This is a genomic window from Teichococcus vastitatis (assembly GCF_003604215.1).
GTDB lineage: Bacteria > Pseudomonadota > Alphaproteobacteria > Acetobacterales > Acetobacteraceae > Pseudoroseomonas > Pseudoroseomonas vastitatis.
The window spans coordinates 26,740-50,138 of the sequence record NZ_QXGS01000007.1 but is presented as its reverse complement, the minus strand read 5'-3'; the positions used below and the strand labels follow the sequence as shown (position 1 = coordinate 50,138).

The window sequence follows — 23,399 nt, the reverse complement described above, 5'->3', positions numbered from 1 at the left end:
TCCTCAGTCCGGCTTGATGTTGTTGTCGCGGATCAGACGGCCGTAATTCTCGGTTTCGCGGTCCAGCCAGGCGCGCATGCTGTCCGGTCCTTCGGGGCGCGGCTGCCCGCCCAGCTCGGCGATGCGGGAGGCAATGGCGGGCTGGGCCAGCACCTCCTTCACCGTGGCCGAGATACGCCCGATCATGGCAGGCGGCGTGCCGCCAGTGGTGATGATGCCCTGCCAGGTACCGGCATCCGGGTTGCTCCAGCCCATTTCCCGGAAGGTCGGGACATCGGGCAGCGTCTTGAAGCGTTCCGCCCCGGTGACGGCGATGGCCTTCATCTGCTTGTTCATGACGTAGGGCAGCGCCTGGGTGGCGCCCACCACGGTCATGTCGGCCTCGCCGGTCACCAGGGCAGTCAGGCCCGGCGCGCCGCCGCGATACGGCACATGGGTGAAGGGCGCCTTCCACTGCTCGGCCAGCGCCACCTGCACCAGGTGGCTGGCGGTGCCGGTGCCGGAATTGGCGGCGTTCAACTCGCCCGGATGCGCCTTGGCATAGGCCTGCAGCTCGGCCGCGCTGTTCACCGCCAGGGCGTTCTTCACCGCCAGGATGTAGGGCGCGTAGATCACCATGGAGACCGGCGCCAGATCCTTCTTGGCGTCGAACGGGATCTTCGGAAACAGCGACGGATTGATCGCCAGCACGGACAGATCCAGCAGCGCCAGGGTGTGGCCGTCCGGATCGGCCTTGGCCACCGCGTCGGCGCCGATGTTGCCGCCGGCACCGGCGCGGTTCTCCACCACCACGTTCTGGCCGAAAGCCTTCGACAGTTCGGGCGCCATCAGCCGGGCGAGGATGTCGCTGGTGCCGCCGGGCGCGTTCGGCACGATCAGGCGCACCACATGGGTGAAGCCGGGAGCCTTGCCCTGGGCCCGCACCGCGGGAGCAGCCAGCGGGGAAAGCAGGGGCGCCGCCAGGGTGGCGCACAGCAGACTGCGTCGTTGCATCGGTCCGTTCCTCCTGCGGGTTGCTTGTTCCCGCCGTTGCTTGGTCGAAACCTAGACCCGGATAATTCATCAGGCAATACGACAAGTGTGAAAGGGAGATTGTGCTCCGCCTTGGCGCGGCCGGCGCGGCATGGTTGGCTCGGCCATCGATGCCGAAGCCCCGTGGGAGATACCGATGACTCTGCTGCCCGAGGACGCCGTACGGTGGGAACGCCTGACGGCGCCCGAACTGCATAACCTGGCCGAGCGGGACGCGCTGGTGGTGCTGCCGGTGGCGTCGCTGGAGCAGCATGGCCCGCACCTGCCGGTCTGGACCGACAGCCTGATCGGCCATGCCTGCTGCCTGATGGCGGCGCGCAAGGCCAGCGCGGCGCGGCCCGTGGTGGTGTTGCCGCCGATGTGGACCGGAATGTCGGAGCACCACCTGCCCTTCGGCGGCACCATCACGCTGGACTACGCCGCCTTCCGCGCCGTGCTGACCTGCATCTGCCGCTCGCTCAAGGCGCAGGGCTTCAAGCGGTTGTTCCTGGTGAACAGCCACGGTGGCAACATTGACCCGCTGGCCGTTGCCGCGCGGGAGCTAGGCGTCGAATTCGCCATGCCGGTGGTCGCCGCCACGGTGTTCCACGTCGCCGGCGAGAAGCTGGGCGCGCTGCTCGACACTCAGCCAGGCGTCATGCATGCCTGCGAGGCGGAAACCAGCTTCTGGCTGCATCTCGATCCCGGCCAGGTGCGGCAGGAGGCGGTGGCGAACGCGCTGTCCGGGCCGCCGACCAGCGTGCCCGGCCCCTTCAGCCGGTTCTGGTCCTTTGCCGAGCGGGCACCGGGCACGGGGGTGATGGGGGATCCGCGCGCCGCCACGGCCGAGAAGGGTGCCAGGCTGCTGGAGGTGGTGTCGGACGCCCTGGCGGAGGCGATGGGCAATACCGGTCTGTGGCAGGTGCCCGCGGCGGTGTGGGCACCGCGATGAAAAAGGCCCGCCTCCCGTCAAGGGAGGCGGTCGAGTTCAAGGAGGAATGCCACTGGAGAGATGCTCACGATCCCGTGAACGAGGCCATTTGTAGCAGGAAGGCGCTTTTTCCTGCAACGGAAATCCGCGCAAATCCCGGCGTTTTTCCCCTGCGAACATGAACTTAACCTTGAGGATGATGGGCCGGCATCTGCCTCAGGCCTTTCGCGTCCAGCCTCGCTCTTCCTGCTGCCAGTAGGCCAGGCCATGGCCGGCGGCGCGGGCCGCGGACCAGCGTTGCCGCGCCGCCTGCACCGCTGCCTCGTCGCCGCCATCGAACAGGTCGAAGACCCGGTCAAAGGCTTGCAGGCGGGTGCTGGCGGCACCCTCCACCAGAAACAGGAACCGGGCACCGTTGGGCGCCTCGTCCTCAGCCGTCAGCCAGATCGGCTGCAGGGTGGGATGGCCGATGCCGCGGGCCGAGCCGTGCGGCAGCCAGTCCGGGTCCTGGCACAGCCAGAGCGCGGCATCCAGGGCGTCGAGCCGCGCCGGGTCGCCCAGTTGCACCACCGCCCGCCCGCCCTGCGCCAGCACGCGGCCGAGCAGCTTCGGCAGCGCCGCTTCCAGCGGCGTGCGGGTCAGGTGATAGAAGCCGATCTCGCTCATATCCGGTGCGGGTCCTCGAAGCGGCGGACGATCAGCATGTCCAGCAGGCGGACGCCGAATCCACCGGGCACGGTCAGCGGCGCATCCTCCGAGCGGGCCTCCTCGCCGATCGTGCCGGCGATGTCCAGATGCGCCCAGGCCGGCGGACGCGGCCCCAGGAATTGCTGCAGAAAGGCGGCGGCGTGGCTGGCATCGGGCTGGTGCCGCTCCGGCGAGCATTGCCGCAGGTCGGCGATGTCGCTGCGCAGCGCCTCGTTGGCGGCTTCCGTTACCGGCAACGGCCACAGCCGCTCGCCCACCGCCTCCCCGGCGGCGCAGAGCATCGCCGCCAGGGGCGGATCATTGGTGAAGATCGCCGCCCGCTCATGGCCCAGCGCGGTGATGGCGGCGCCGGTCAGCGTCGCCAGGTCCACCACCGCCTCGGGGCGGAAGGCGCGCACGGCGTAGTTCAGCGCATCGGCCAGCACCAGCCGCCCCTCGGCATCGGTGTCCACCACCTCCACCGTCCGGCCGGACAGGGTGGTGATCACATCGCCGGGGCGGTAGGCGGCGGCGCCGGGGCTGTTCTCGGCCAGCGGCAGCACGGCAGCCAGCGGCGCCGGGCTGTTGCGCAGCGCCGCCGCCAGCATCGCACCGGCACAGGCGGCGGCGCCGGCCATGTCCCCGCCCATCGCCTCCATGCCGGGCCCGCGCTTCAGCGACAGCCCGCCCGTGTCGAAGGTGATGCCCTCGCCCACCAGCACCAGCGGCGCCACCGGGATGCGACCCGCCCAGCGCAGCACAACCAGGCGGGGCTTGTTGGCCGCGCCCTGCCCCACCGCCAGCAGGGCCCCGAAGCCGGCCTGGCGCAACTGCTTCGGCCTCAGCACCTGCACCGCGATGCCGTGCCGTTCCAGCCGCTTCAGGCGGCGGGCGAAGGTTCGCGGCGTCAGCGCATTGGCGGGCATGGCCACCAGCCGCTGCGCCAGGGCCACGCCCTTCAGCACCGCGCAGGCCCGTTGCCAGGGCGTCGCCAACGCCTGCGGGTTCCCGTGCCAGAGGTCCAGCCGGAAGCCACGCGGCGCGCGCAGCGCCAAGCCGGTGGCCATGGCCACCGCGGCTTCCGCCGAGAGTTCGCGGGCATCCAGCACGGCGCGCCGCGTGCCATCCGGCAGCGCCGCCAGGGCGGCGGCGCCGGCGCGCTCGGTGGCTGCGCCGCCGATGCGCAACATCCCGTCCCACCAGCGCAACGCGCCATCCGGCAAGGCGGGATCGGGCAAGATGCGCAACCGCGCGGCGGCCCTGGGGTCCAGGCTGTGCCGCAGCCGCAGCCGCATCAGGGCCGGTCAGTCCTCGTAATGCTCGGCCACCAGCCGGTCGAGCAGCCGCACGCCGAAGCCCGTGGCGCCCTTCGGCACCGTGGCGAAATCCTTGGTGGCCCAGGCGGTGCCGGCGATGTCGAGGTGCGCCCAGGCGACGTGCCCGTCCCGCGTGTCGATGAAGCGCTGGATGAACTGCGCCGCGGTGATCGAGCCGCCCGGCCGGCCGCCGACATTCTTCATGTCGGCGATGTCGGACTTGATCTTCTTGTCATAGGCATCGCCCAGCGGCATGCGCCACAGCGCCTCGCCCGTCGCGCCGCCGGCGGCGGCCAGCTGCTGCGCCAGCGTGTCGTCATTGGCGAAGAGCCCGGCATGCTCATGCCCCAGCGCCACGATGATGGCGCCGGTCAGGGTGGCAAGGTCCACCATGAAGCGCGGCTTGAAGCGTTCCCGCGTGTACCAGAGCACATCGGCCAGCACGAGCCGGCCCTCGGCGTCGGTGTTGATCACCTCGATGGTCTGGCCGGACAGCGACTTCACCACGTCGCCCGGGCGCTGCGCGGTGCCGGAGGGCATGTTCTCGGTCAAGCCGACCACGCCCACCGCGTTGACGCGGGCCTTGCGCCCGGCCAGCGCCGCCATCAGTCCGATCACCGCGCCGGCGCCGGCCATGTCGAACTTCATGTCCTCCATGCCGGCCGCCGGCTTGATCGAGATGCCGCCGGTGTCGAAGGTGACGCCCTTGCCGATGAAGGACACCGGCGCCGCGCCCTCGGCGCCGCCCTTCCATTGCATCACCACCACCCGCGGCTCCTGCGCGCTGCCCATGGCCACGCCGAGCAGCGCGCCGAAGCCGAGCTTCGCCAGCGCCACGGGCTCCAGGATCTCCACCGAGACGCCGAGCTTTTCCAGCGCCTTGCAGCGGTTGGCCATCTCGGTCGGGTGCAGCACGTTGGGCGGCTCGCTGACCAGGTCGCGCGCCAGGAACACACCCTTGGCGATGGCCGCCAGCGGCGCGTGCGCGGCCCGCGCCGCCTCCGGCTCCGGCGTCGCCAGGGACAGGCGGGTCAGCTTCGGCTTGTCGTCGGCGCCTTCCTTGGTGCGGTACTTGTCGAAGCGGTAGCCGCGCAGCGTGGCGCCGAAGGCGTAGCTGGCGGTCAGCGCGGCATTCAGCCCGTCGGCCGCCACCAGCACCTCCGGCTCGGCCGCGAGCAGCGGGTAGGTGGCGCCGCCGGCTGCCTCGGCGGAGGCGGCGTCCGGGGTGGCACCCAGCCCCACCGCGACGATGCGCGACAGGTGGTCCTTGCCGCCGCCGGGAGCCCACAGGGTGCAGCTCTGTCCCTTCTTGCCCTTGAAGCCTGCCGCCTCCAGCCCGCGCTGCACCGCGCCGCCGGTGGCCTCGTTGATCTGCTGCGCCAGGCCGGACAGGGTGAAGCCCTCCGCGAGCGGCAGCACCAGCGCGCCGGCCCGGGGCAGGGCGGGTTTCACGAAATGAATGTCGGGCATGCGGAACTCCAGAGCTGCGGCGCCAGCGAAACCCCCCGGCGGATACGTGGCGAAGGGCCGAATGGCGAAACGATACCACCCGCAGCCGGGATCGCCAGGGGAGGCGCCGGATCGGGGTTTTTTTGCCGCGGATGCGGCGATGCGCGGCCCGGGGTGCTACACCCCTGCGCACGATGACCGATGCCGAACTCCTCGCCCTCGCCGCCCGCCTCGCCCAGAGCGCCGCCGCCGCCATCCTGTCCGTGCGCGATGCCGGCTTCGCGGTGGAGCGCAAGGACGACATGAGCCCCGTCACCGCCGCCGACCGGCTGGCCGAGGCGATCATCGCCGAAGGGCTGCGCGCCGCGGCGCCGGGCATTCCGGTGGTGGCGGAGGAAGAATGCTCGGTCAGCGAGGTGACCACCGATGCCGAGCGCTACTGGCTGGTGGACCCGCTGGACGGCACGCGCGAATTCGCCGCCGGCCGCGCCGAGTTCACCGTGAACATCGGCCTGGTGGATCGCGGCCGCCCGGTGCTCGGCGCCGTCGCCATCCCGGCCTATGGCGAGTTGTTCACCGGCATTATCGGCGTCGGCGCCTGGAAGCGGAACGCCGACGGCACGGAGCGCCCGATCGCGGCCCGCCGCGTGCCGGCCGAGGGGCTCACGGTGATGGCCAGCCGGCATTACGGCGACGACCCGCGCCTGACCGAGTTCCTGGGCGAGCAGAAGGTGGCCGAGATCGTCAAGATCGGCTCGGCGGTGAAGTTCTGCCGCCTGGCCGAAGGCGTGGGCGACGTGTATCCGCGCTTCGGCCGCACCATGGAATGGGACACCGCGGCGCCCGAGGCGGTGCTGCTGGCGGCCGGCGGCCGCTGCACCACCTTCGACGGCGCGCCGCTCGGCTACGGCAAGCCGCTGTGGGAGAACCCGCCCTTTCTGTGCCGCGGCGCCGCCTGACCGCGCCATGACCACCCGCCTGCCGCCCGCCGAGCTGCCGCGCGCCGCCGCCCTGCTGCGGGCCGGGGAGCTGGTCGCCTTTCCCACCGAGACGGTGTACGGCCTGGGCGGCGATGCGCGGAACCCGCGCGCGGTGGCCGCCATCTACGCCGCCAAGGGCCGGCCTTCCTTCAACCCGCTGATCAGCCACTTCGCCTCGGCCGGGGCCGCGTTTCGCGAGGTGGCCGCCGATGCGCGTGCCCGCGCGGTGGCGGACCGCTTCTGGCCCGGGCCGCTGACCCTGGTGCTGCCCCGCGCGCCGGACGCCACCATCGACCTGCTGACCGGCGCCGGGCTGCCATCGCTCGCGGTGCGGGTGCCGGCGCACCCGCTGGCGCGGGCGCTGCTGGCGGAAGCCGGGGTGCCGGTGGCGGCGCCCTCGGCCAACCGCTCCGGCGCCGTGTCGCCCACCACCGCGGGGCATGTGCTGGACGGGCTGGAAGGACGGATCGCCGCGGTGCTGGATGGCGGCCCCTGCGCCGTGGGCGTGGAAAGCACGGTGCTGGACCTGACCGGCGCGACGCCCGTGCTGCTGCGCCCCGGCGGCGTGCCCGAGGCGGCGCTGGCGGCGCTGCTCGGCCCGATCGGCCGGCCCGCGGCAGTGGCCGAGGCGCCGGGCGGGCTGAAGGCGCCGGGGATGATGAGCTCGCACTACGCCCCCGGCCTGCCGGTGCGGCTGGATGCCGTCACGGCGAAGGGCAGCGAGGCCCTGCTGGCCTTCGGCCCGGCCCTGCCCGGCGCCGGCCTGGTGTTCCAGCTCAGTGAAAGCGGCGACACGGTGGAGGCGGCGTCCCGCCTGTTCGCCGGGCTGCGCTGGCTGGATGCGGAGGGGCAGCGCCGGGGCCTCGCCGCCATCGCCGCCATGCCGGTGCCGGAGGATGGCCTCGGCGCCGCCATCCGTGACCGGCTCGGCCGCGCCGCCGCACCGCGCCCGGAGCGCCACCCGCATGGCTGACACCGCCCTGCCGCCGATCGTCATCTTCGCCTTCAACCGGCCGGAATACCTGGAACGGTTGTGCCGGTCGCTGAAGGCGCAGCAGGGCGTGGCACTGGACCCGCGCAACATCCACCTGATGCAGGACGGCGCCGTGTCGCCCTGCTCCGGCATGCGCTTCGCCGAGGACGAGGCGATCGCCGCCAACATCGCCGCCTTCCAGGCCGAGTTTCCGCAGGGCAAGGTCCATGCCGCGCCGCGCAACCTCGGCATCGCGCTGAACCTGCACCGCGGCGAATCGCTGGCGTTCGAGCGGCTTGGGGCCGAGGTCGGCTATTTCTTCGAGGAGGATCTGGAGCTCGGCCCGCACTACCTGGCCATGCTGGAAGCGATCCGGGCGCAGCTGCCCGAACATCCGCGCCTCGGCTACTTCGCCGCCTATGGCAACCACCGGCAGGCCGCCGACCCGGCGAAGCCCGGCTTCATTCCGCTGGAACACCATTGGGGCTTCGGCCTGACGCGGAACTGCTGGCGGGCCATGCAGCCCTGGCTGGCCCCGTTCCACGCGATCTGGAACGAAACCGACTACCAGGCGCGGCCGCATCTTCGCCTGGTGGAATGCTACCTGGACAAGGCAGTGGCCAGCGCCCAATCCTCGCAGGACGTGGCCAAGACCATGGCGGCGGCCGATCTGGGCTTCGGCCGCGTCAACACCGATGTCTGCTATGCCCGCTACATCGGCAAGCAGGGCCAGTCCTTCCGCGAGGCCAATTTCCAGCGCCACGGCTTCGATGCCATGGATTACGCGACGCAATGGCCGGCCGAGCCGCCACGGCTGACGGCGGCCCTGCTGGACGGCCTCATCGCCGCGAAGCGGGCGCATCACGCGCGCTTCCGCGCGGAACGCTTCGGGTCCGAGCTGGAGGCGATGCGCCAGCGCCTGTTCAACCCCGACCGGCCGGCCACGCGGCAGGACGTCATGGATCTGTGGCGCCTGCTGATGGACCGCCTGCCGGATGACGAGGGCTATTACGAGCGCAATGTCGGCAAGAGCACGGTGCGCCACATCCGCACCAGCCTGCTGCGCGGGCGGGAAGCGCGCTGCAAGAGCTTCTTCATGAAGTGATCGGATTCCGGCTGCGCCGGGCCGCGTGCCGCGTCAGGATAGCGCCATGCGCCGCCTCGCCCGCCATTCCGCCTGCCCACCGCGCCGCCCGGCGGCTGCCCTGGCGGGCGCGCTGCTGCTGGCCGCCTGCGCCGTGCCCGAATGGCCGCAGGAACGCGACAGCCTGGCCGCCGTCAGCGCCGGCACCGCGCCGAACTGCCGCTCCAGCGGCGTCGCCGTGCATATCGGCCGGCAGCGCTTTCTCACCGCTGCGCACCTCGTGGACGGCACCCAGGCGCTGCTGCATGGCTGCGCCCCCCCCTCCGGCAGACATGCCGGTGTTGACCTGGACCGCAGCCCCGGCCCCGCCTCACTGAGCTTCGCCGGGCGGGAATGGCCGGCCGAGGTGCTGCGCACCGGGCAGGCCGACCTCGCCGCCGGTATCGGCACCTTTTATGTCGGCGGGCGCGACGTGGCGCTGCTGCGCACCGGCCCGCTGCCGCCGGGCGCGCCCGCCCTGCCGCTCTGCGCCACGGCGCCGCGGCCGGGCCAGCGGGTGATGGTGGAAACCCCGCGCCGCCGCACCGTGACCGAGATCGCGGCGCTGGTGCGCGAGGCCAGCCCCCTGCATGGCGGCTATGCCGAGCTGCCGCTGCGGCTGGAGCCGGGCGAATCCGGCGGCGCCGTGGTCGACGTGGCCGGTGCCTGCCTGGCCGGGCTGGTCAGCCACCGGCAGGAGCGGGACGGGATCTGGCGCACCCGCTTCGTGCCGGCGCCGGTGCTGCGCGCCTTTCTCGGCGAGTAGCCGGACGGGGCTCGGCTTGGCGGCCGGGGCGCGGGGGCCTACATGCAGCGCAGCGCCGGCCCGGCCGCGCCCCTGCCCGCCCTGCCAGAGGATCGTTTCCGGCCCGCATGACCCGTCTCGACCGATACCTGTTCCGCCAGCTCGGCGTCGCCCTGCTGGCCGTGACCATCGGCCTCGCCGCCCTGGTCTGGCTGACGCAGAGCCTGCGCTTCATCGAGCTGGTGCTGGATCGTGGCCTGTCCCTGGCCGTGTTCATCGAGCTGACCGGGCTGCTGCTGCCCTCCTTCTTCGCGGTGATCCTGCCGATCACCACCTTCGTGGTGCTGTTGTTCACCTATGTCCGGCTGACCGCGGACCGGGAGCTGGTGGTGATGCGCGCCGCTGGCCTGTCCGACTGGCGACTGGCCCGGCCGGCGCTCGCCGTTGCCGCGCTGGCCACCGCCCTGTGCCTGTTCCTGCAGCTCTGGCTGGTGCCGGTCAGCCACGCCGCCTTCCGCGCCTGGCAGTTCGAGATCCGCAACCAGATGGCGGCCGTGCTGCTGCAGGAAGGCGTGTTCTCCGCCCTGGGCGACGACCTCACCGTTTATGCCCGGCGGCGCGACGGCGACGGCACGCTGCGCGGCATCCTGGTGCATGACACCCGCGAGCCCGCCGTTCCGGTCACCATCATGGCCGAGCAGGGCCGGCTGCTGACCACCCCGGCCGGCCCGCGGGTGATCCTGCTGAACGGCGTGCGCCAGCAGCTGGAGCCGGCGGCAGATGGCCGCCCGGCCCGCTTCTCCACCCTGTCCTTCGCCGAGAATAGCCTGGACCTCGCGGATTCCAACCGCAGCGGGCCGGAAGCGGTGCGCAACCGCGATTCGCGGGAGCGCTTCGTGCCCGAGCTGCTGCACCCCGACCCGGCCGAGAACCTGCCGGAACGCGACATCACGAAGTTCCGCGCCGAAGGGCATGGCCGCCTCGCCTCGCCCTTCACCGCCCTGTCCTTCGCCATGGTCGGGCTGGCGGTGGCGCTGGCCAGCGGCTTTCGCCGCTATGGCGACTGGCGGCCGGCGGTGATCGGCGTGGCCATCGTGGTCAGCCTGCTCGCGATCGGCCTGTCGGTGGGCAATCTGGCGGCGCGCGACAACCGCTTCATTCCCCTGATCTGGCTGCACGCGCTGCTGCCGATCCTGGCCTCCGCCTGGGTGTTGTCGGGCCAGCCCGGCCTGCCGCGCCGGCGGCCGCTGCCGGCGGAAGGACGCTGACGCCGTGCCGGTCTTCTCCACCACCCTGTCGCTCTACATCGCCCGCCGCTTTGCCGGCATGGCGGTGGCCATGATCCTGGCGCTGGCCGCCCTGGTCGCCCTGTTCGACTTCATCGAGCTGCTGCGCCGCGCCGCTACGCGCGAGGATGCCGGCTTCACCCTGGTGGCCAGCATCGCGGCGCTGCGCCTGCCCTATGTGGTGATGCAGATCCTGCCCTTTGGCATCCTGCTGGGCGGCATTGTGGCTTTCTGGCGGCTGTCGCGCGCCTCGGAGCTGGTGGTGGCGCGGGCGGCGGGCGTGTCCGCCTGGAGCTTCCTGTTCGGCCCGATCCTCGTGGCGCTGCTGCTGGGCACCCTCGCCATCACCGTGGTGTCGCCGCTGTCGGCGGCGATGTTCGCCCGCGCCGAGCGGATGGACGCCACCTATCTGCGCAATGCCACCGGCCTTAGCTCCCTGGCCGGCGGCCGCCTCTGGCTGCGGCAGGCCGACGACACGCTGGAGCCGGGCGGCGTCGCTATCCTGGCCGGCGTGCCGGAGCTGGCGCCGGGGCAGGGCTTCGTGCTGCGCAACGCCTCGCTGTGGCGGCTCTCGGCGCAGGATCGCCCGCTGGCGCGGGTGGAGGCGCCGGTGGCGCGGCTGGCCTCGGGCGCCTGGGAGCTGAGCGGGGCCATCACCTACGTCACCAACCGCCCGCCCACCGCGCCGGATGCGCTGCGGCTGCCCACCACCCTGACGGCCGACCGGATCGAGGAAAGCTTCGCCTCGCCCGACACGCTGTCCTTCTGGGCCTTGCCGGGCTTCATCAAGGTGCTGGAAAGCGCCGGCTTCTCGGCGGTGCGGCACCGGCTGCACTTCGAGTCGCTGTTGTCCACGCCGCTGCTGGCGGTGGCCATGGCGCTGCTGGCCGCCGGCTTCTCCATGCGGCATTCGCGGCGCGGCGGCGTGGCGCAGATGCTGGGGGCCGGCGTTGCCGGCGGCTTTTCCTTGTTTCTGCTCGACAAGGTGGTGGAGGAGCTGGGCCAGGCCGGCACCCTGCCGGTGGTGCTGGCCGCCTGGGCGCCCTCCGTCGCCGGGCTGATGTTCGCCCTGACGCTGCTGCTCTACGTCGAGGATGGCTGAGCCGGGGACGCATCGCAAAAGGCCGAGCTGGGGCCTCTCGCCGGCGCCGGCCGAAGCGGCTATGCAGGCGGCATGGAGCAAGCCATGCGCAAGGCCTCGGCGTTTCCCGCGGCGAACCGGATTGCCGGACGGAGCCGCGCGGCTCCGGGCTGGCGTGCCCTGCTGCTGGGCGGCGTCGCCTTGCTCGCCGTGGCCGCTCCGGCCGGACGTGGCCAGGCGCAGGAAGATGCGCGGGGCGGCGGCGCCGCCGTGCTGCCGTCCGGGGGTCCCGGCCAGATCCCCGGCGCGCCGGGCGTGTCCGGCCCCGACGCGCTGGGCCAGCCGGCCACCGCCGGCGGCGCCGGCCTGAGTTCCGGCCCGACCAGCGCGCCGGCGCCGCTGCCGCCGGGCGCCGCGAATCCGGAGCAGACCGGCAACAACGCCCCCGTCACCTTCACCGCCGAGCAGGTGGAATACGACCGGAACAACAACCTGGTCACCGCGTCGGGCGCGGTGGAAGCCTGGCAGAACGAGCGCATCCTGCGCGCCGACCGCTTCACCTACAACCGCGAGACCGGCATCGCGGTGGCCGAGGGCAACGTCCAGCTCCTGCAGCCGGATGGCCAGGTGCTGTTCGCCGACCGCGCCGAGCTGACCGGGAACATGCGCGACGGCGTGCTGCAGGGCCTTTCCGCCCGGCTGGCGCAGAATGGCCGCATGGTGGCCAACGGCGCCCGCCGCACCGATGGCACCATCCTCGACCTGTCGCGCGTGCTGTATTCCTCCTGCGACCTGTGCGCCGACGACCCGACGGCGCCGCCGCTGTGGCAGTTGCGCGCCCGCTACGCCACGCATGACCAGGCGGAGAAGCGGCTGCGCTACCGCGATGCCTCCCTGCTGCTGGATGGCTGGCCGGTGTTCTGGACGCCCTACCTGTCGCATCCCGACCCGTCGGTGCCGCGCCAGTCCGGGTTTCTGACGCCGAGCTTCGGCACCACCTCGTTTCTCGGCGGCTTCCTCGAGACGCCCTATTACTGGGCGATCGACCAGAGCTCCGACCTGACGCTGTCGCCCACGCTGTCCACCAAGCAGGACCCGGCGCTCGGCATCGACTACCGCCGCCGCTTCAATTCCGGCCAGCTGCAGCTGAATGCCTCGGCCGGCCAGCGGGACGGCGCGCGGGACGAGGAAGGCCTTGGCGCTCACATCTTCTCCAAGGGCCTGTTTGCCATCGACGAGAACTGGCGCGCCGGCTTCAACCTGAACCGTGCCAGTTCCGAAGCCTATCTGCGCGCCTGGCGGTATCCCTCGCAGCGGCAGCTGGCCTCCGACCTGTTTGTGGAAGGCTTCTGGGGCACGGAAAGCTATGTCCGCGCCGACACCCGCTTCTACCAGGGCCTGTCGGAGGTGGACGACACGGGGCAGATCCCGTTCGTGTTCCCCAACCTGTACGCCGATCGCTGGTTCGGGCGCGACCGCTTCGGCGGCTATGCGACCTGGGACGTCAATGCCTTCGCCATCACCCGCACCCAGGGCACCGACACGCGCCGGGTGGCGTCGCGCCTCACCTATGAGCGGCCGTCGATCGACAGCATGGGCGCCGTCTGGACGCTGCGCGGCCAGGCGGACGGAATTGGCCGCTGGGTGGATGATTTCGACCAGGCGCCGAACAATGGCAGCCGCAGCTCGGTGACCAACACCCAGGGCAATGTACGCCTCGGCCTCGACTGGCGCCTGCCGCTGACCCGCAGCGCAGGTGATTACGGCAGCCAGCTGGTCGAGCCGCGCGTGCAGGTGGTCACCGGCCCGGCTACCGGGCGGCAGACGCTGATCGCCAACGAGGACACTTACGGCTTCGAGTTCACCGACGCCAACCTGTTCCAGCTCAACCGGTTCAACGGCCGGGATCGGCAGGAAGGCGGCACGCGGGTCGACGCGGCGCTGCGCGGGGCCTGGTTCTTCCCCAATGGCGGGCAGGTGGAGGGCCTGGTCGGCCGCTCCTTCCGCGCCAGCGAGGAGGAAGTGTTCCGGGAGGAATCCGGCCTGCGCGACCAGGAATCCGACTGGGTTGGCCGGGTGCGGCTCTCGCCCACCCCCTGGCTGGACCTGATCGGCCGCACCCGCCTCGACAAGGAAGGGCTGGATGCGCGGCTGGTGGAAACCCAGGCCCGCGTCAGCTTCGGCCGCGCCAGCGTCGGCGCCAGCTACCTCTACACCATTCCCTCCGACGCGCTGGTCACGACCCGCGAGCGGCGCGAGATCGCAGGCAATGTGCAGGCCCAGATCAGCCGCTACTGGAGCGCCGGCACCTATGGCCGCTACGACCTGGAGCTGAACCGCGCCGTGGGCGTTGGCGCCAACCTGACCTACGAGGATGAGTGCCTGATTTTCGGCGCCCATTTCGCCAAGAGCTATGCGGAGCCGAGCAGCCGGGCCAATTATTATCCTTCCGAAACCGTGCTGCTGTTCCGCCTGTCCTTCAAGACCATCGGTGATTTCGGCTTCCGTGCTATCTGAGCACCGGCCGGCGCGGCTGCCGCGCTGGCCGGTTTCCGTTTGGCCGGATCTGCATTAGGAAACGGGCCATGCGACGCGCCTCCGCCCCCCTCCGCGCCCTTTTCCCCGCCCTGGCCCTGGCGGCCCTGCTGCCGCTGGTGTCGCCCGCGCCCGCCTGGGCGCAGCGCGGCACCGCGGCCGGAGCCAGCGGCATGGCCGGCGCCGAAACCAACCGCATCGTCGCGGTGGTGAACGGCGACATCGTCACCGCCAGCGAGGTGACGAACCGGGCGCGGCTGTTCGCGCTGAACGCCGGCATGGGTCCGGCCCCCGAGGTGCTGACCCGGCTGCGGCCGCAGGTCACGCGCCTGCTGGTCGATGAGCGGCTGCGCCTGCAGGAAGTGCAGCGCCGCCGCATTCCCGTGGCCGATGCCGATGTTGCCGCCGCGGTGGCGGAGATCGAAAGCCGCAACGGCCTTCCTTCCGGCGGCCTGGCGCAGCAGCTGCGCGCCAGCGGGGTGCAGCCGCGCGCCCTGTACGACCAGATCCGCAACCAGATCGGCTGGTCGCGGCTGGTGCGCCAGCAGCTCGGCGCCCAGGGGCAGATCAGCCAGGCGCGGGTCGACGAATACATCGCCGGCCACAATGCCCGCATCGGCGAGCCGGAATTCCTTGTGTCCGAGATCTTCATCCCGGTGGACGATCCGGCCGCCGAGCCCGAGGTGCGCCGCTTCGTGGATGACGTGGTGGGCCAGCTGCGCGCCGGCGTTCCGTTTCCGGCCGCCGCCACCCAGTTCAGCCAGAGCCAGACGGCCCTGCAGGGCGGCGATATGGGCTGGGTGCGCGCCGACGAGTTTGACCCCGCCGTGGCCGACGTGGTCAACCGCATGCCGCAGGGCGCCATCGCCAACCCGGTGCGCGTGCCCGGCGGCTTCCAGATCGTGACGCTGCGGCAGAAGCGCGAAACGGGACGGGACCTGGCCACGCTGGTCACGCTGCGCCAAGCCTTTTTCGGCTTCGCCACGCCGCTCGACCCGCAGGCGCCGACCCAGCAGCAGGTCCAGGCAGTGGAGCGCGCGCGGGCGCTGGAAGGCCGCGCCTGCCCGGCGGTGGAAGCCGCCGCCCAGGGCGGCAACCGCCCCGCTGACCCGGGCGGCGCATTGCGCCTCGATGCGATGCAGCCGCCGCCGCTGCGCAACATCGTCGCCGGCCTGCCGGTGAACCGCGCCAGCCAGCCGCTGATCACGCCCGAGGGGGTCCTGGTGATCGCGGTCTGCTCCAAGGAAACCCGCAACATGGCCGAATTGACGCCGGATCAGGCGCGACTCGCCATTCTGCGCGACCGGATCGAGCTGACCTCCCGCCAGCTGCAGCGTGACCTGCGCCGCCGCGCCTCGATCGAGATGCGGAGCTGAGCGGCTGCTTCCGCCGCTCTCCGATGTTGTCGCCCGGCACGGGCTGGCGCCGCGCAAGTCGCTCGGCCAGCATTTCCTGCTGGATGCCACGCTGTGCGGCCGCATCGCCGCCCTAGCCGCGCCGCTGGACGGGCGGCAGGTGCTGGAAGTCGGTCCTGGCCCCGGCGGCCTGACCCGCGCGCTGCTGGACAGCCCGGCCGCCGCCGTGGTGGCGGTGGAGCTGGACCGGCGCGCCATCGCCGCGCTGGAGGAACTCTCGGCCGCGCATCCCGGCCGCCTGCGGATCGTCGAGGGCGACGCGCTGCGCATCGATCCGGAGATGCTGCTGCCGGCGCCGCGCAAGGTGGTGGCCAACCTGCCCTACAATGTCGGCACGCCCCTGCTCATCGGTTGGCTGCACCAGGCCCGGCTGTTCGAGAGCCTGACCCTGATGTTCCAGCAGGAGGTGGCCGAGCGCATCGTCGCCGCCCCCGACACGGAGCATTACGGGCGGCTCGCGGTGTTGTCGCAGTTCCGCTGCCACTGCCGCATGGCGATGCGCCTGCCGCCGGGCGCCTTTTCGCCGCCGCCCAAGGTGTGGTCGGCCATCGTCCACCTCGTGCCGCACGCCGAGGCGCCCGATCCGGCATTGATGGCGGCGCTGGAGAAGGTGACGGCGGCGGCGTTCGGGCAGCGCCGCAAGATGCTGCGCTCCAGCCTCAAATCGTTGGGCGAGGCGGAGGCCCTGCTCGGCGGCGCCGGGCTGGATGGCACGCGGCGGGCGGAGACGCTGTCCGTTGCCGAGTTCGAGTCGCTGGCCCGGCAGCTGCTGGCCCGCGCCGGATGATGGCGGGGCGGGGAAAGGTTTTCGCCTGGGCCCTGTATGACTGGGCCAACAGCGCCTTTCCCACCGTGGTTTCCACCTTCGTGATCGCCGCCTATTTCACCCAGGGCATCGCCGCCGATCCGGCCACCGGGCAGGCGCAATGGGGCTGGATGCAGGCCGCGGCCGGCATCGCCATCGCGCTGCTGTCGCCTGCGCTGGGGGCGGTGGCCGATGCCGGCGGGCGGCGGCGCTTCATGCTGCTGTGCTGCACCGTGGTGACCGCGATCGCCACCGGGATGATCTGGTTCGCCACGCCGGGGCCGGGCTCCACCCTGTGGGCACTGTGCTGCGTCGGCGTCGCCACGGTGGGGTTCGAGCTGGGCACGGTGTTCTACAACGCCATGCTGCCCAGCGTGGCGCCGCCGGAAAAGCTGGGCCGCGTGTCCGGTCTGGCCTGGGGCCTCGGCTATGCCGGCGGGCTGGGCTGCCTGCTGGTGGCGCTGTTCGCCCTGGTGCAGCCTGACCCCTCGCCCTTCGGCCTGGACCGCGCCGCGGCCGAGCATGTGCGCGCCACCGCCGTGCTGGTGGCGGTGTGGATGATCGGCTTCGGCTGGCCGGTGCTGCTGGCCCTGCCCGACCCGCCGCCGCCGCGCCCCTCCTGGGGCGACGCGATCCGTCGCGGGCTGAGCGAGATCGGCCGGTTGTTGCGCGGCCTGCCGCGCAATCCCGCCATGGGCCGCTTTCTTCTGGCGAGGCTGTTCTACACTGACGGGCTGAACACCTTGTTCGCCTTCGGCGCCATCTACGCCGCCGGCCGCCACGGCATGGCGTTCGAGGAGATCCTGATGTTCGGTATCGCCTTGAACATCACTGCCGGGCTGGGCGCCGCCGCGATCGGGCTGCTGGAGGACCGGCTGCTCGGCGCCCGCAACACCGTGCTGGTGTCGCTGGCGGCGATCATCGCCGTGGGCACTGCCCTGGTGCTGGTGGACAGCAAAACCGCCTTCTGGGCCCTGGCCCTGGTGCTGGGGCTGTTCATGGGGCCGGCGCAATCGGCCAGCCGCTCCTTCATGGCGGCGCTGGCTCCGCCCCGGGACGTCACGGCGCATTTCGGCCTGTTTGCCCTGTCCGGCCGGATCACCGGCTTCCTGGGCCCGGCGGTGCTGGCCGGCGTCACCGCCGCCAGCGGCAGCCAGCAGGCCGGCATGGCCACCGTGCTGGGCTTCCTGACGCTTGGCGGGGCCATCCTGCTCACCGTCCACACTAGGTCCCCTGCATGAGCCGCGCCATCCTGCTGACCCACCCTGAGGTGGCGATCGACCCCGCCATCCCGGTGCCGGATTGGAGGCTGTCCGATGTCGGCCTGGCACGCATGCGGGCGCTGCTGGAACGCCCCTGGATCGGCGGGATCCGCCACATCGTCAGCAGTGCCGAGCGAAAGGCGCGCGATACCGCCGGCGTGGTGGCGGCGCAGCTCGGCCTGGAGCCGCGGGTGATCCCCGGCCTGGGAGAGAATGACCGCTCCGCCACCGGATACCTGCCGCCCGAGGAGTTCGAGCGCGTCGCCGACGCCTTCTTCGCCCAGCCCGAAGCCAGCATCCGCGGCTGGGAACGCGCCGCGGACGCCCAGTCGCGCATGGTGGCGGCGGTGGAGCAGGCGCTGGAGGCGCCGCCCGGCGACGTGCTGATCGTGGCGCATGGTGCGGTGGGGGCGCTGCTGCTGTGCCACCTGGCGGGGCGCCCGATCGGCCGCGACGCCGACCAGCCCGGGCGCGGCGGCGGCAACCTGTTCGCCTTCCGGCGCAGCGACCGCGCCCTGTTGTGCGGCTGGCAGCGGATGGAGCAGGCCGCGCTGCCCGGCTGAGTACTCCGCGGCAAAATCCCGGGCAGGAGCATTGTTGCCGCATCCAAGCCCTGCCCGGCGCGTTCTGTGCTTGCTGCTAAAACAGGAAGCGGGCCCTCCCCCATGACCGAGATGACCATCGAGTTGCCGGACGAACTTGCCGAAGCCATCGAAGAAACCGCCACGGCCATGGGCACCACCCCGGCCCAGCTGTTGTCCGTGGTGCTGAGCGACGCCGTGGCCGAGATCCCGGCGACCGACGCCGAGGACTGGCGCTACCGCTGATACCGGACGCCGGACCGGGAGCGGGCTGGGGAGCCCGCCACCGCCGGTGCCTCGCCCGAAGCCCTGAGCCGGAACTACGCCTCGGCTGAAGGGCTGCCCTCCACCGTCTCGCTGCCGGCACGCCAGCGATGCGTGGAAGCGCCGAAGGCGACCAGGGTGCCGCCTTCATCGAACACCTCGGTGCGCACGAAGAAGATATTCCGGCCGCGCGACACCATCTTCGCCTCGGCCACGATGCGGCCGCCTTTCACCTGGCCGGTGAAGCGGCAATCCAGGTCGATGGTGACCGCCTTGCGGGTGTTGCCCGGCACGCTGCACCACAGTCCGGCATAGCCGGCCGCCTGATCAATCATCGACAACAGCACGCCGCCGTGGACGATGTTGCTGCGGTTCATGTGCTGCTCGCCAAGCTCGCAATAGAGGCGGGCGAAGCCGTCGCGCCATTCCTCCAGGTGCATGCCGATCAGGTCGTGATAGGGGGCGGAATGCTCGCCCGGGATGATCTTGCTCATGCCGCCATGGGGGCGGCTTCCGGCGCCAGGGTCAAGGGGCCAGCCGCGCGGCCAGCGCCGGCGCCAGGCCGATCACGGGCGCGCGCGCTGGCCCCGCCGGCATCGGCCGTGCCCGCGCAGCGCCCCGCAGCAGGCAATCCAGGCTATCCAGCACCGGCACGGACAGGCGCGGTGCCAGACATGGCGCCAATCCGGCAAGCCCCGCGCCGCCCAGCACCACTACGCCGGCGCCGTCGGCCACCGCCTGCGCGGCGGCCTCCTCCAACAGGTCCATCGCGCGTTCCGGCTCCCGCGCGATCATGTCGCCGGTGGGACCAACGGCGCGCACCATCACCCGGTCCGGCGGATGCCCCCGGGAGGCGGCAAATTCCCGCAGCATGGGCACCCAGGCCGTGCCGCCGGTCAGCAGCGCAATGCGGGGGGCCAGGGCCAGGGCCTCGTCCAGGCTGGAATCGGCCATGCCCGCCACCGGGATGCCGGTCAGCTCCCGCGCTGCATCCAAGGCCGGGTCGCCGAAGCAGGCGATGGCCACGGCGTCCACGCTGCCTGCATGCTCGGCCACCTGCTCGAGCACCGCGTGCCCGGCGATGGCGGCGGCGCTGCGGCTGGCAATGTAGCGGGCGCCGAAGCGGGCGGTGGCGGGCACCAGTTCCAGATGCGGCAGGCCGAGTCGCGGAAGGGACTGCCGCCCGAGCGCCAGCATGCGCTCCGTCATGGCCATGTCGGTGTTGCCGTTCAGCAGCAGGATGCGCATCGGTGCAGGGGCCTCCGCCAGGCAGCCTGACACCGGGGCCGGTCCGGGGGAAGTTGCGCAAGGCATCGCGGAGGAAGCCCGCCCGGCAGGCGGGCTTCCTCGTTTCAGGGGCCGCGGCGCCCTGAGACTCTCAGCGCGCCGGCGGGGCTCCGCCGGTGGCCGGCGCGCCGGTGGACTGCCTTTGCGAGCCGGTCATCGCCGCGCCCGACCCCAGATTGCCTTCCGGGCGCTGACGCGCCGGGGTGTTGGCCGCGCCCGAGGGGCGCGGGCTGTGGGTCTGCGACGGTGGCTGGGTCGCGGTGCCCGAGTCCGGCGTTCCGGAGGAACGCCGCTGCGCATCGTTCATGGCAGCGCCAGATTGCAGATTGCCCTGCGGCGTCTGGCCGGAGGATCCTTGCGACGACTGCGCCATTCCGATGGCCGGGGCGGTGAGCAACGCGGCGAGCAGCGCCAAACCCGCGGTCGTGGTTCTCATGGGCGTTCTCCTCGTTCTTGTGCTTCGCAGGCGTTCACGCCTGTGGCCATAGAGAAACGCGGGCGCGAGCGGGAAGGCTGCCGCTGCCCGTCAAAAAGAAGCGCCGGCCGCAGGGTTCAGTGCCCCGGCTTGCTGAACCGCCACGGCACGGCGCTTTCCTCCAGCGGGTCCAGCGCCAGCCGGTGCTCCAGCGGCGGAAAGGCGCGGGAGCGGCAATCCTCCCGGTCGCAAAGCCGACAGGACAGGCCGATGCCGGTGCGCGCCCGTGCCATGTCCAGCCCGTCGGCATACACCACCTCGGCGGCGCGGCCGAGGTCGCAGCCCATGGCGACGACGTGCACCGGCAATGGCTCGCCCCAGCGCAGCGCCGGGCCGGCCGTGGTGCGGGCGAAGCAGAGAAAGGCGGCACCGTCCGGCAGCTCGGCCAGCTGCACGCGCATGCTGCCGGGCGTGGCGAAGGCAGTGTGCGGCACCCAGCGCGGGCAGGAACCGCCGAAGCGGGCAAACGGAAAGCCGGCCGCCGAGAAGCGCTTGTCCACATTGCCGGCCGGATCGACGCGCAGAAAGAAGAACGGCACGCCGCGCGCGCCGTCGCGCTGCAGGGTGGACACGCGGTGCGCCACCTGCTCGAACGACACGCCGAAGCGCGCGGCCAGCAGGTCGAGGTCGTAGCGCAGCGCGGTGGCGGCGGCGAGGAACGCCGCATACGGCATCAGCAGCGCCCCGGCGGCGTAGTTCAGCAGGCCGATGCGGATCAGCGCTGCGGCTTCCTGCGTGCTGGGGGCGGGATCGAGCAGCGCTTCCACCGCGTCGCGCGCTTCCAGCAGCATCAGCTGAAAGGCCATCTGGAAGCCGCGGCTCTCGCGGGGCAGGAATTCCGACAAATCCAGGATGCGGCTCGCCGGATCGTAGCGGCGCAGCGCGCCATCCAGCGGGCCGACGCGCACATGCACCGCGTGGCGGTGGCGCAAACGCTCGGCAATCGCGTGGTTCAGCTCGGCGGGCGCGGCGCCGAGCTCACGGCCGATGGCTTCCGCCACCTCCTCCAGCCGGGCGAAATGATTGGCGTGGTTGCCGAAGAAGTCGCGTGCTTCCTCCGATGGCAGCATCATCAGCCGGCCGCTGGGCAGGGCGATGCCGCTGGAATCCTCCCGCGCCACGCGCCAGGCGCGGTACAGCGCCAGCACGGCGCGCGCCGCGTTGGGAGCGCTGCCGGCCAGCGCCTGCAATTCCTCCTCCGGCACCGCCTCCAGCCCCAACGCGGGATCGCGGAACACTTCCCGCAGGTGGCTCTCGGTCTGCCGCTCCTCGCTGCCGGACAGTGCCGCCAGATCGACCTGAAGATGATGCCCGAGCTTGATCAGCAGCGCCGCCGTGACGCCGCGCTGATCATGCTCGATCAGGTTCAGATAGCTGGCGGAAATACCCAGCCGCGCGGCTAGGGCCTGCTGCGTCAGCTTCTGTTCCTGGCGCAGCCGGCGAATGCTGCGGCCGATCAGCGGGCGGGACATTTACATTCTTTACAGATTTACCGGAGCGTCGGTGAAGATCCGCACCTTGTTGCAGCCTCATCGAGAGAATGCGGGGTGAATTGAGTGCCCGCAATGTGAATTATTGACGCATGGAACGGCGAGCCAGAACGCCGCAACCCCGTACCGGAGAACAGCATGCGTCCCGAGATCAACACCGCCCCGGAAGGCCTGTCCTCACCCCCCGGCGGTGAGCGCTTCGCCGGCATTCGCCGCGACTACACGCCGGCCGATGTGGAGAAACTGGCCGGCTCCTTCCGCGTCAGGCACACCCTGGCCGAGAGGGGCGCCCGGCGGCTGTGGCAGTTGCTGCACAGCGAGCCCTATGTGAACACCCTGGGCGCGCTCACCGGCAATCAGGCACTGCAGCAGGTGAAGGCGGGGCTGAAGGCGATCTACCTGTCCGGCTGGCAGGTGGCGGCGGACGCCAACACGGCGGCGACCATGTATCCCGACCAGTCGCTGTATCCGGTGAACTCGGTGCCCATGGTGGTGACGCGCATCAACAACGCGCTGCGCCGCGCCGACCAGATCGCGCATCTGGAAGGCGCCAACGGGAAGAATGGCGGCGACACGACGCACTGGATGGCGCCGGTGATCGCCGATGCCGAGGCCGGCTTCGGCGGCGCGCTGAACGCCTATGAACTGATGCGCGCCATGATCGAGGCGGGCGCCGCCGGCGTGCATTTCGAGGACCAGCTGGCGTCGGAGAAGAAATGCGGCCATCTCGGCGGCAAGGTGCTGGTGCCGATCTCGCAGCACATCCGCACGTTGAACGCGGCGCGCCTCGCCGCCGACGTGGAGGGCGTGCCCACCGTGCTGCTGTGCCGCACCGACGCCGAGAGTGCGCAGTTGCTCACCGCCGATGTGGACGAGCGCGACCGGCCCTTCATCAGCGGCGAGCGCACGCAGGAAGGCTTCTTCCGCATCAAGCCCGGCGTCGGCAAGGACTACGCCATCGCGCGTTCCCTCGCCTATGCGCCCTACGCCGATCTGCTGTGGTGGGAAACCTCCGATCCCGACCTCGACGACGCGCGCGCCTTCGCGGAAGCCATCCATCGGGAATTCCCGGGCAAGCTGCTGGCCTATAATTGCTCGCCCTCCTTCAACTGGAAACGCAAAATGGGCGAGGCGGCGGCGGCGCGGTTCCAGCGCGAGATCGGCGCCATGGGCTACAAGTTCCAGTTCATCACCCTGGCCGGCTTCCATTCGCTGAACCACGCGATGTTCCAGCTGGCGCGCGGCTACAAGGAACGCGGCATGGCCGCCTATTCCGAGCTGCAGCAAGCCGAATTCGCTGCGGAAGCGGATGGCTACACCGCGACACGCCACCAGCGCGAGGTGGGCGTCGGCTATTTCGACGCGGTGGCCACGGCGGCCTCGGGCGGCACCTCCTCCACCACGGCGCTGGCGCACAGCACCGAGACGGCGCAGTTCCACGACGACCCCGCGCCGGCGCCCGTGGCGGCGCAGTAGCAACACCCCACCGAAACAGGAGAACAACCATGATCAATGAGCAGGACTATGATGACGGCCTGGTGCACGGTCATTCCTGGGCCACCGAGCCGCCGATGGCGCCGTCCCAGCACGGCATGAAGCCGGCCGCCAATGCCGCCGCGGTGCCGACCCCCAGCACCGCTTTCCGCGACGACCAGATGGGTCACTGAGCCTCAGCCCTCCCTCACTGAACCTCAACCGGGGGA

At 71.6% G+C, this 23,399-nt stretch carries 23 protein-coding genes; 15 read left to right on the top strand and 8 right to left on the bottom strand.

The features are described from left to right. Positions 1-3: 3 nt before the first annotated feature. Positions 4-993: a Bug family tripartite tricarboxylate transporter substrate binding protein gene (locus D2K64_RS11670; protein WP_120008540.1), complete on the bottom strand. Its 990-nt coding sequence runs from the start codon at positions 991-993 to the stop codon at positions 4-6. A gap of 175 nt (positions 994-1,168) precedes the next feature. Between D2K64_RS11670 and D2K64_RS11665 the strand changes: the two genes are divergently transcribed. Then, the gene (locus D2K64_RS11665) at positions 1,169-1,963 is read left to right on the top strand and encodes a creatininase family protein (protein WP_238384149.1); all 795 of its coding nucleotides are present in this window, start codon (positions 1,169-1,171) and stop codon (positions 1,961-1,963) included. A gap of 195 nt (positions 1,964-2,158) precedes the next feature. Here the strand turns inward: D2K64_RS11665 and D2K64_RS11660 are convergent, their stop codons facing one another. The 3 genes from D2K64_RS11660 to D2K64_RS11650 are packed head-to-tail and all read right to left on the bottom strand — an operon-like array spanning position 2,159 to position 5,415. Then, positions 2,159-2,608 (bottom strand): DNA polymerase III subunit chi, encoded by a 450-nt coding sequence (locus tag D2K64_RS11660; protein ID WP_120008539.1) that lies wholly within the window; start codon positions 2,606-2,608, stop codon positions 2,159-2,161. Next, positions 2,605-3,924 (bottom strand): leucyl aminopeptidase family protein, encoded by a 1,320-nt coding sequence (locus D2K64_RS11655; RefSeq protein ID WP_120008538.1) that lies wholly within the window; start codon positions 3,922-3,924, stop codon positions 2,605-2,607. The genes D2K64_RS11660 and D2K64_RS11655 overlap by 4 nt, the downstream gene beginning before the upstream one ends. 9 nt (positions 3,925-3,933) lie before the next feature. After that, positions 3,934-5,415 carry a leucyl aminopeptidase gene (locus tag D2K64_RS11650; RefSeq protein ID WP_120008537.1) on the bottom strand — a complete coding sequence of 494 codons (1,482 nt, stop codon included), beginning with the start codon at positions 5,413-5,415 and terminating at the stop codon, positions 3,934-3,936. Positions 5,416-5,588: 173 nt separating this feature from the next. Here D2K64_RS11650 and cysQ point away from each other — a divergent pair, with 173 nt between their 5' ends. The 12 genes from cysQ to D2K64_RS24375 all read left to right on the top strand — a co-directional run bounded on the left by cysQ (position 5,589) and on the right by D2K64_RS24375 (position 18,426). Then, positions 5,589-6,353, top strand: a complete 765-nt coding sequence (gene cysQ / locus D2K64_RS11645) for a 3'(2'),5'-bisphosphate nucleotidase CysQ (RefSeq protein ID WP_120008536.1) — start codon at positions 5,589-5,591, stop codon at positions 6,351-6,353. Between the two features lie 7 nt (positions 6,354-6,360). Further along, positions 6,361-7,347 (top strand): L-threonylcarbamoyladenylate synthase, encoded by a 987-nt coding sequence (locus D2K64_RS11640; protein WP_120008535.1) that lies wholly within the window; start codon positions 6,361-6,363, stop codon positions 7,345-7,347. After that, positions 7,340-8,452, top strand: coding sequence for a glycosyltransferase family protein (locus D2K64_RS11635; protein ID WP_120008636.1), 1,113 nt, complete (start codon positions 7,340-7,342; stop codon positions 8,450-8,452). The genes D2K64_RS11640 and D2K64_RS11635 overlap by 8 nt, the downstream gene beginning before the upstream one ends. Before the next feature lie 46 nt (positions 8,453-8,498). Then, positions 8,499-9,236, top strand: a complete 738-nt coding sequence (locus D2K64_RS11630) for a trypsin-like peptidase domain-containing protein (protein ID WP_120008534.1) — start codon at positions 8,499-8,501, stop codon at positions 9,234-9,236. A 107-nt stretch (positions 9,237-9,343) separates the two neighbouring features. Next, positions 9,344-10,483, top strand: a complete 1,140-nt coding sequence (lptF, locus tag D2K64_RS11625) for an LPS export ABC transporter permease LptF (protein WP_120008533.1) — start codon at positions 9,344-9,346, stop codon at positions 10,481-10,483. A 4-nt stretch (positions 10,484-10,487) separates the two neighbouring features. Beyond that, complete coding sequence (lptG, locus tag D2K64_RS11620; RefSeq protein WP_120008532.1) at positions 10,488-11,603, top strand: LPS export ABC transporter permease LptG; 1,116 nt, start codon at positions 10,488-10,490, stop codon at positions 11,601-11,603. A gap of 84 nt (positions 11,604-11,687) precedes the next feature. Continuing rightward, positions 11,688-14,099 carry an LPS-assembly protein LptD gene (locus D2K64_RS11615; protein WP_120008531.1) on the top strand — a complete coding sequence of 804 codons (2,412 nt, stop codon included), beginning with the start codon at positions 11,688-11,690 and terminating at the stop codon, positions 14,097-14,099. 68 nt (positions 14,100-14,167) lie between these two features. After that, positions 14,168-15,493, top strand: a complete 1,326-nt coding sequence (locus D2K64_RS11610; RefSeq protein ID WP_120008530.1) for a peptidylprolyl isomerase — start codon at positions 14,168-14,170, stop codon at positions 15,491-15,493. Further along, positions 15,453-16,319, top strand: a complete 867-nt coding sequence (gene rsmA / locus D2K64_RS11605; protein WP_370764764.1) for a 16S rRNA (adenine(1518)-N(6)/adenine(1519)-N(6))-dimethyltransferase RsmA — start codon at positions 15,453-15,455, stop codon at positions 16,317-16,319. The genes D2K64_RS11610 and rsmA overlap by 41 nt, the downstream gene beginning before the upstream one ends. Further along, positions 16,316-17,578, top strand: a complete 1,263-nt coding sequence (locus tag D2K64_RS11600; protein WP_120008529.1) for an MFS transporter — start codon at positions 16,316-16,318, stop codon at positions 17,576-17,578. The genes rsmA and D2K64_RS11600 overlap by 4 nt, the downstream gene beginning before the upstream one ends. After that, on the top strand, positions 17,575-18,162 hold the full coding sequence (locus D2K64_RS11595) for a histidine phosphatase family protein (protein WP_120008528.1): 588 nt from the start codon (positions 17,575-17,577) through the stop codon (positions 18,160-18,162). Before D2K64_RS11600 ends, D2K64_RS11595 begins: the two co-directional genes overlap by 4 nt. A 102-nt stretch (positions 18,163-18,264) precedes the next feature. After that, positions 18,265-18,426 (top strand): hypothetical protein, encoded by a 162-nt coding sequence (locus D2K64_RS24375; RefSeq protein WP_157985820.1) that lies wholly within the window; start codon positions 18,265-18,267, stop codon positions 18,424-18,426. 74 nt (positions 18,427-18,500) lie between these two features. On the opposite strand, the gene D2K64_RS11590 is transcribed toward D2K64_RS24375, so the two are convergent. The 4 genes from D2K64_RS11590 to D2K64_RS11575 all read right to left on the bottom strand — a co-directional run bounded on the left by D2K64_RS11590 (position 18,501) and on the right by D2K64_RS11575 (position 21,678). Beyond that, positions 18,501-18,938, bottom strand: a complete 438-nt coding sequence (locus tag D2K64_RS11590) for a PaaI family thioesterase (RefSeq protein ID WP_120008527.1) — start codon at positions 18,936-18,938, stop codon at positions 18,501-18,503. A 31-nt stretch (positions 18,939-18,969) separates the two neighbouring features. Further along, the gene (locus tag D2K64_RS11585; protein ID WP_157985819.1) at positions 18,970-19,692 is read right to left on the bottom strand and encodes an aspartate/glutamate racemase family protein; all 723 of its coding nucleotides are present in this window, start codon (positions 19,690-19,692) and stop codon (positions 18,970-18,972) included. A gap of 130 nt (positions 19,693-19,822) precedes the next feature. Further along, positions 19,823-20,167: a hypothetical protein gene (locus tag D2K64_RS11580; RefSeq protein WP_120008525.1), complete on the bottom strand. Its 345-nt coding sequence runs from the start codon at positions 20,165-20,167 to the stop codon at positions 19,823-19,825. A gap of 116 nt (positions 20,168-20,283) precedes the next feature. Beyond that, positions 20,284-21,678, bottom strand: a complete 1,395-nt coding sequence (locus D2K64_RS11575) for a helix-turn-helix domain-containing protein (protein WP_120008524.1) — start codon at positions 21,676-21,678, stop codon at positions 20,284-20,286. 156 nt (positions 21,679-21,834) lie between these two features. On the opposite strand from D2K64_RS11575, the gene aceA reads away from it, so the two are divergent. Then, positions 21,835-23,172 carry an isocitrate lyase gene (gene aceA, locus D2K64_RS11570; protein ID WP_120008523.1) on the top strand — a complete coding sequence of 446 codons (1,338 nt, stop codon included), beginning with the start codon at positions 21,835-21,837 and terminating at the stop codon, positions 23,170-23,172. Between the two features lie 29 nt (positions 23,173-23,201). Beyond that, the gene (locus tag D2K64_RS24370; protein ID WP_157985818.1) at positions 23,202-23,363 is read left to right on the top strand and encodes a hypothetical protein; all 162 of its coding nucleotides are present in this window, start codon (positions 23,202-23,204) and stop codon (positions 23,361-23,363) included. Positions 23,364-23,399: the final 36 nt, after the last annotated feature.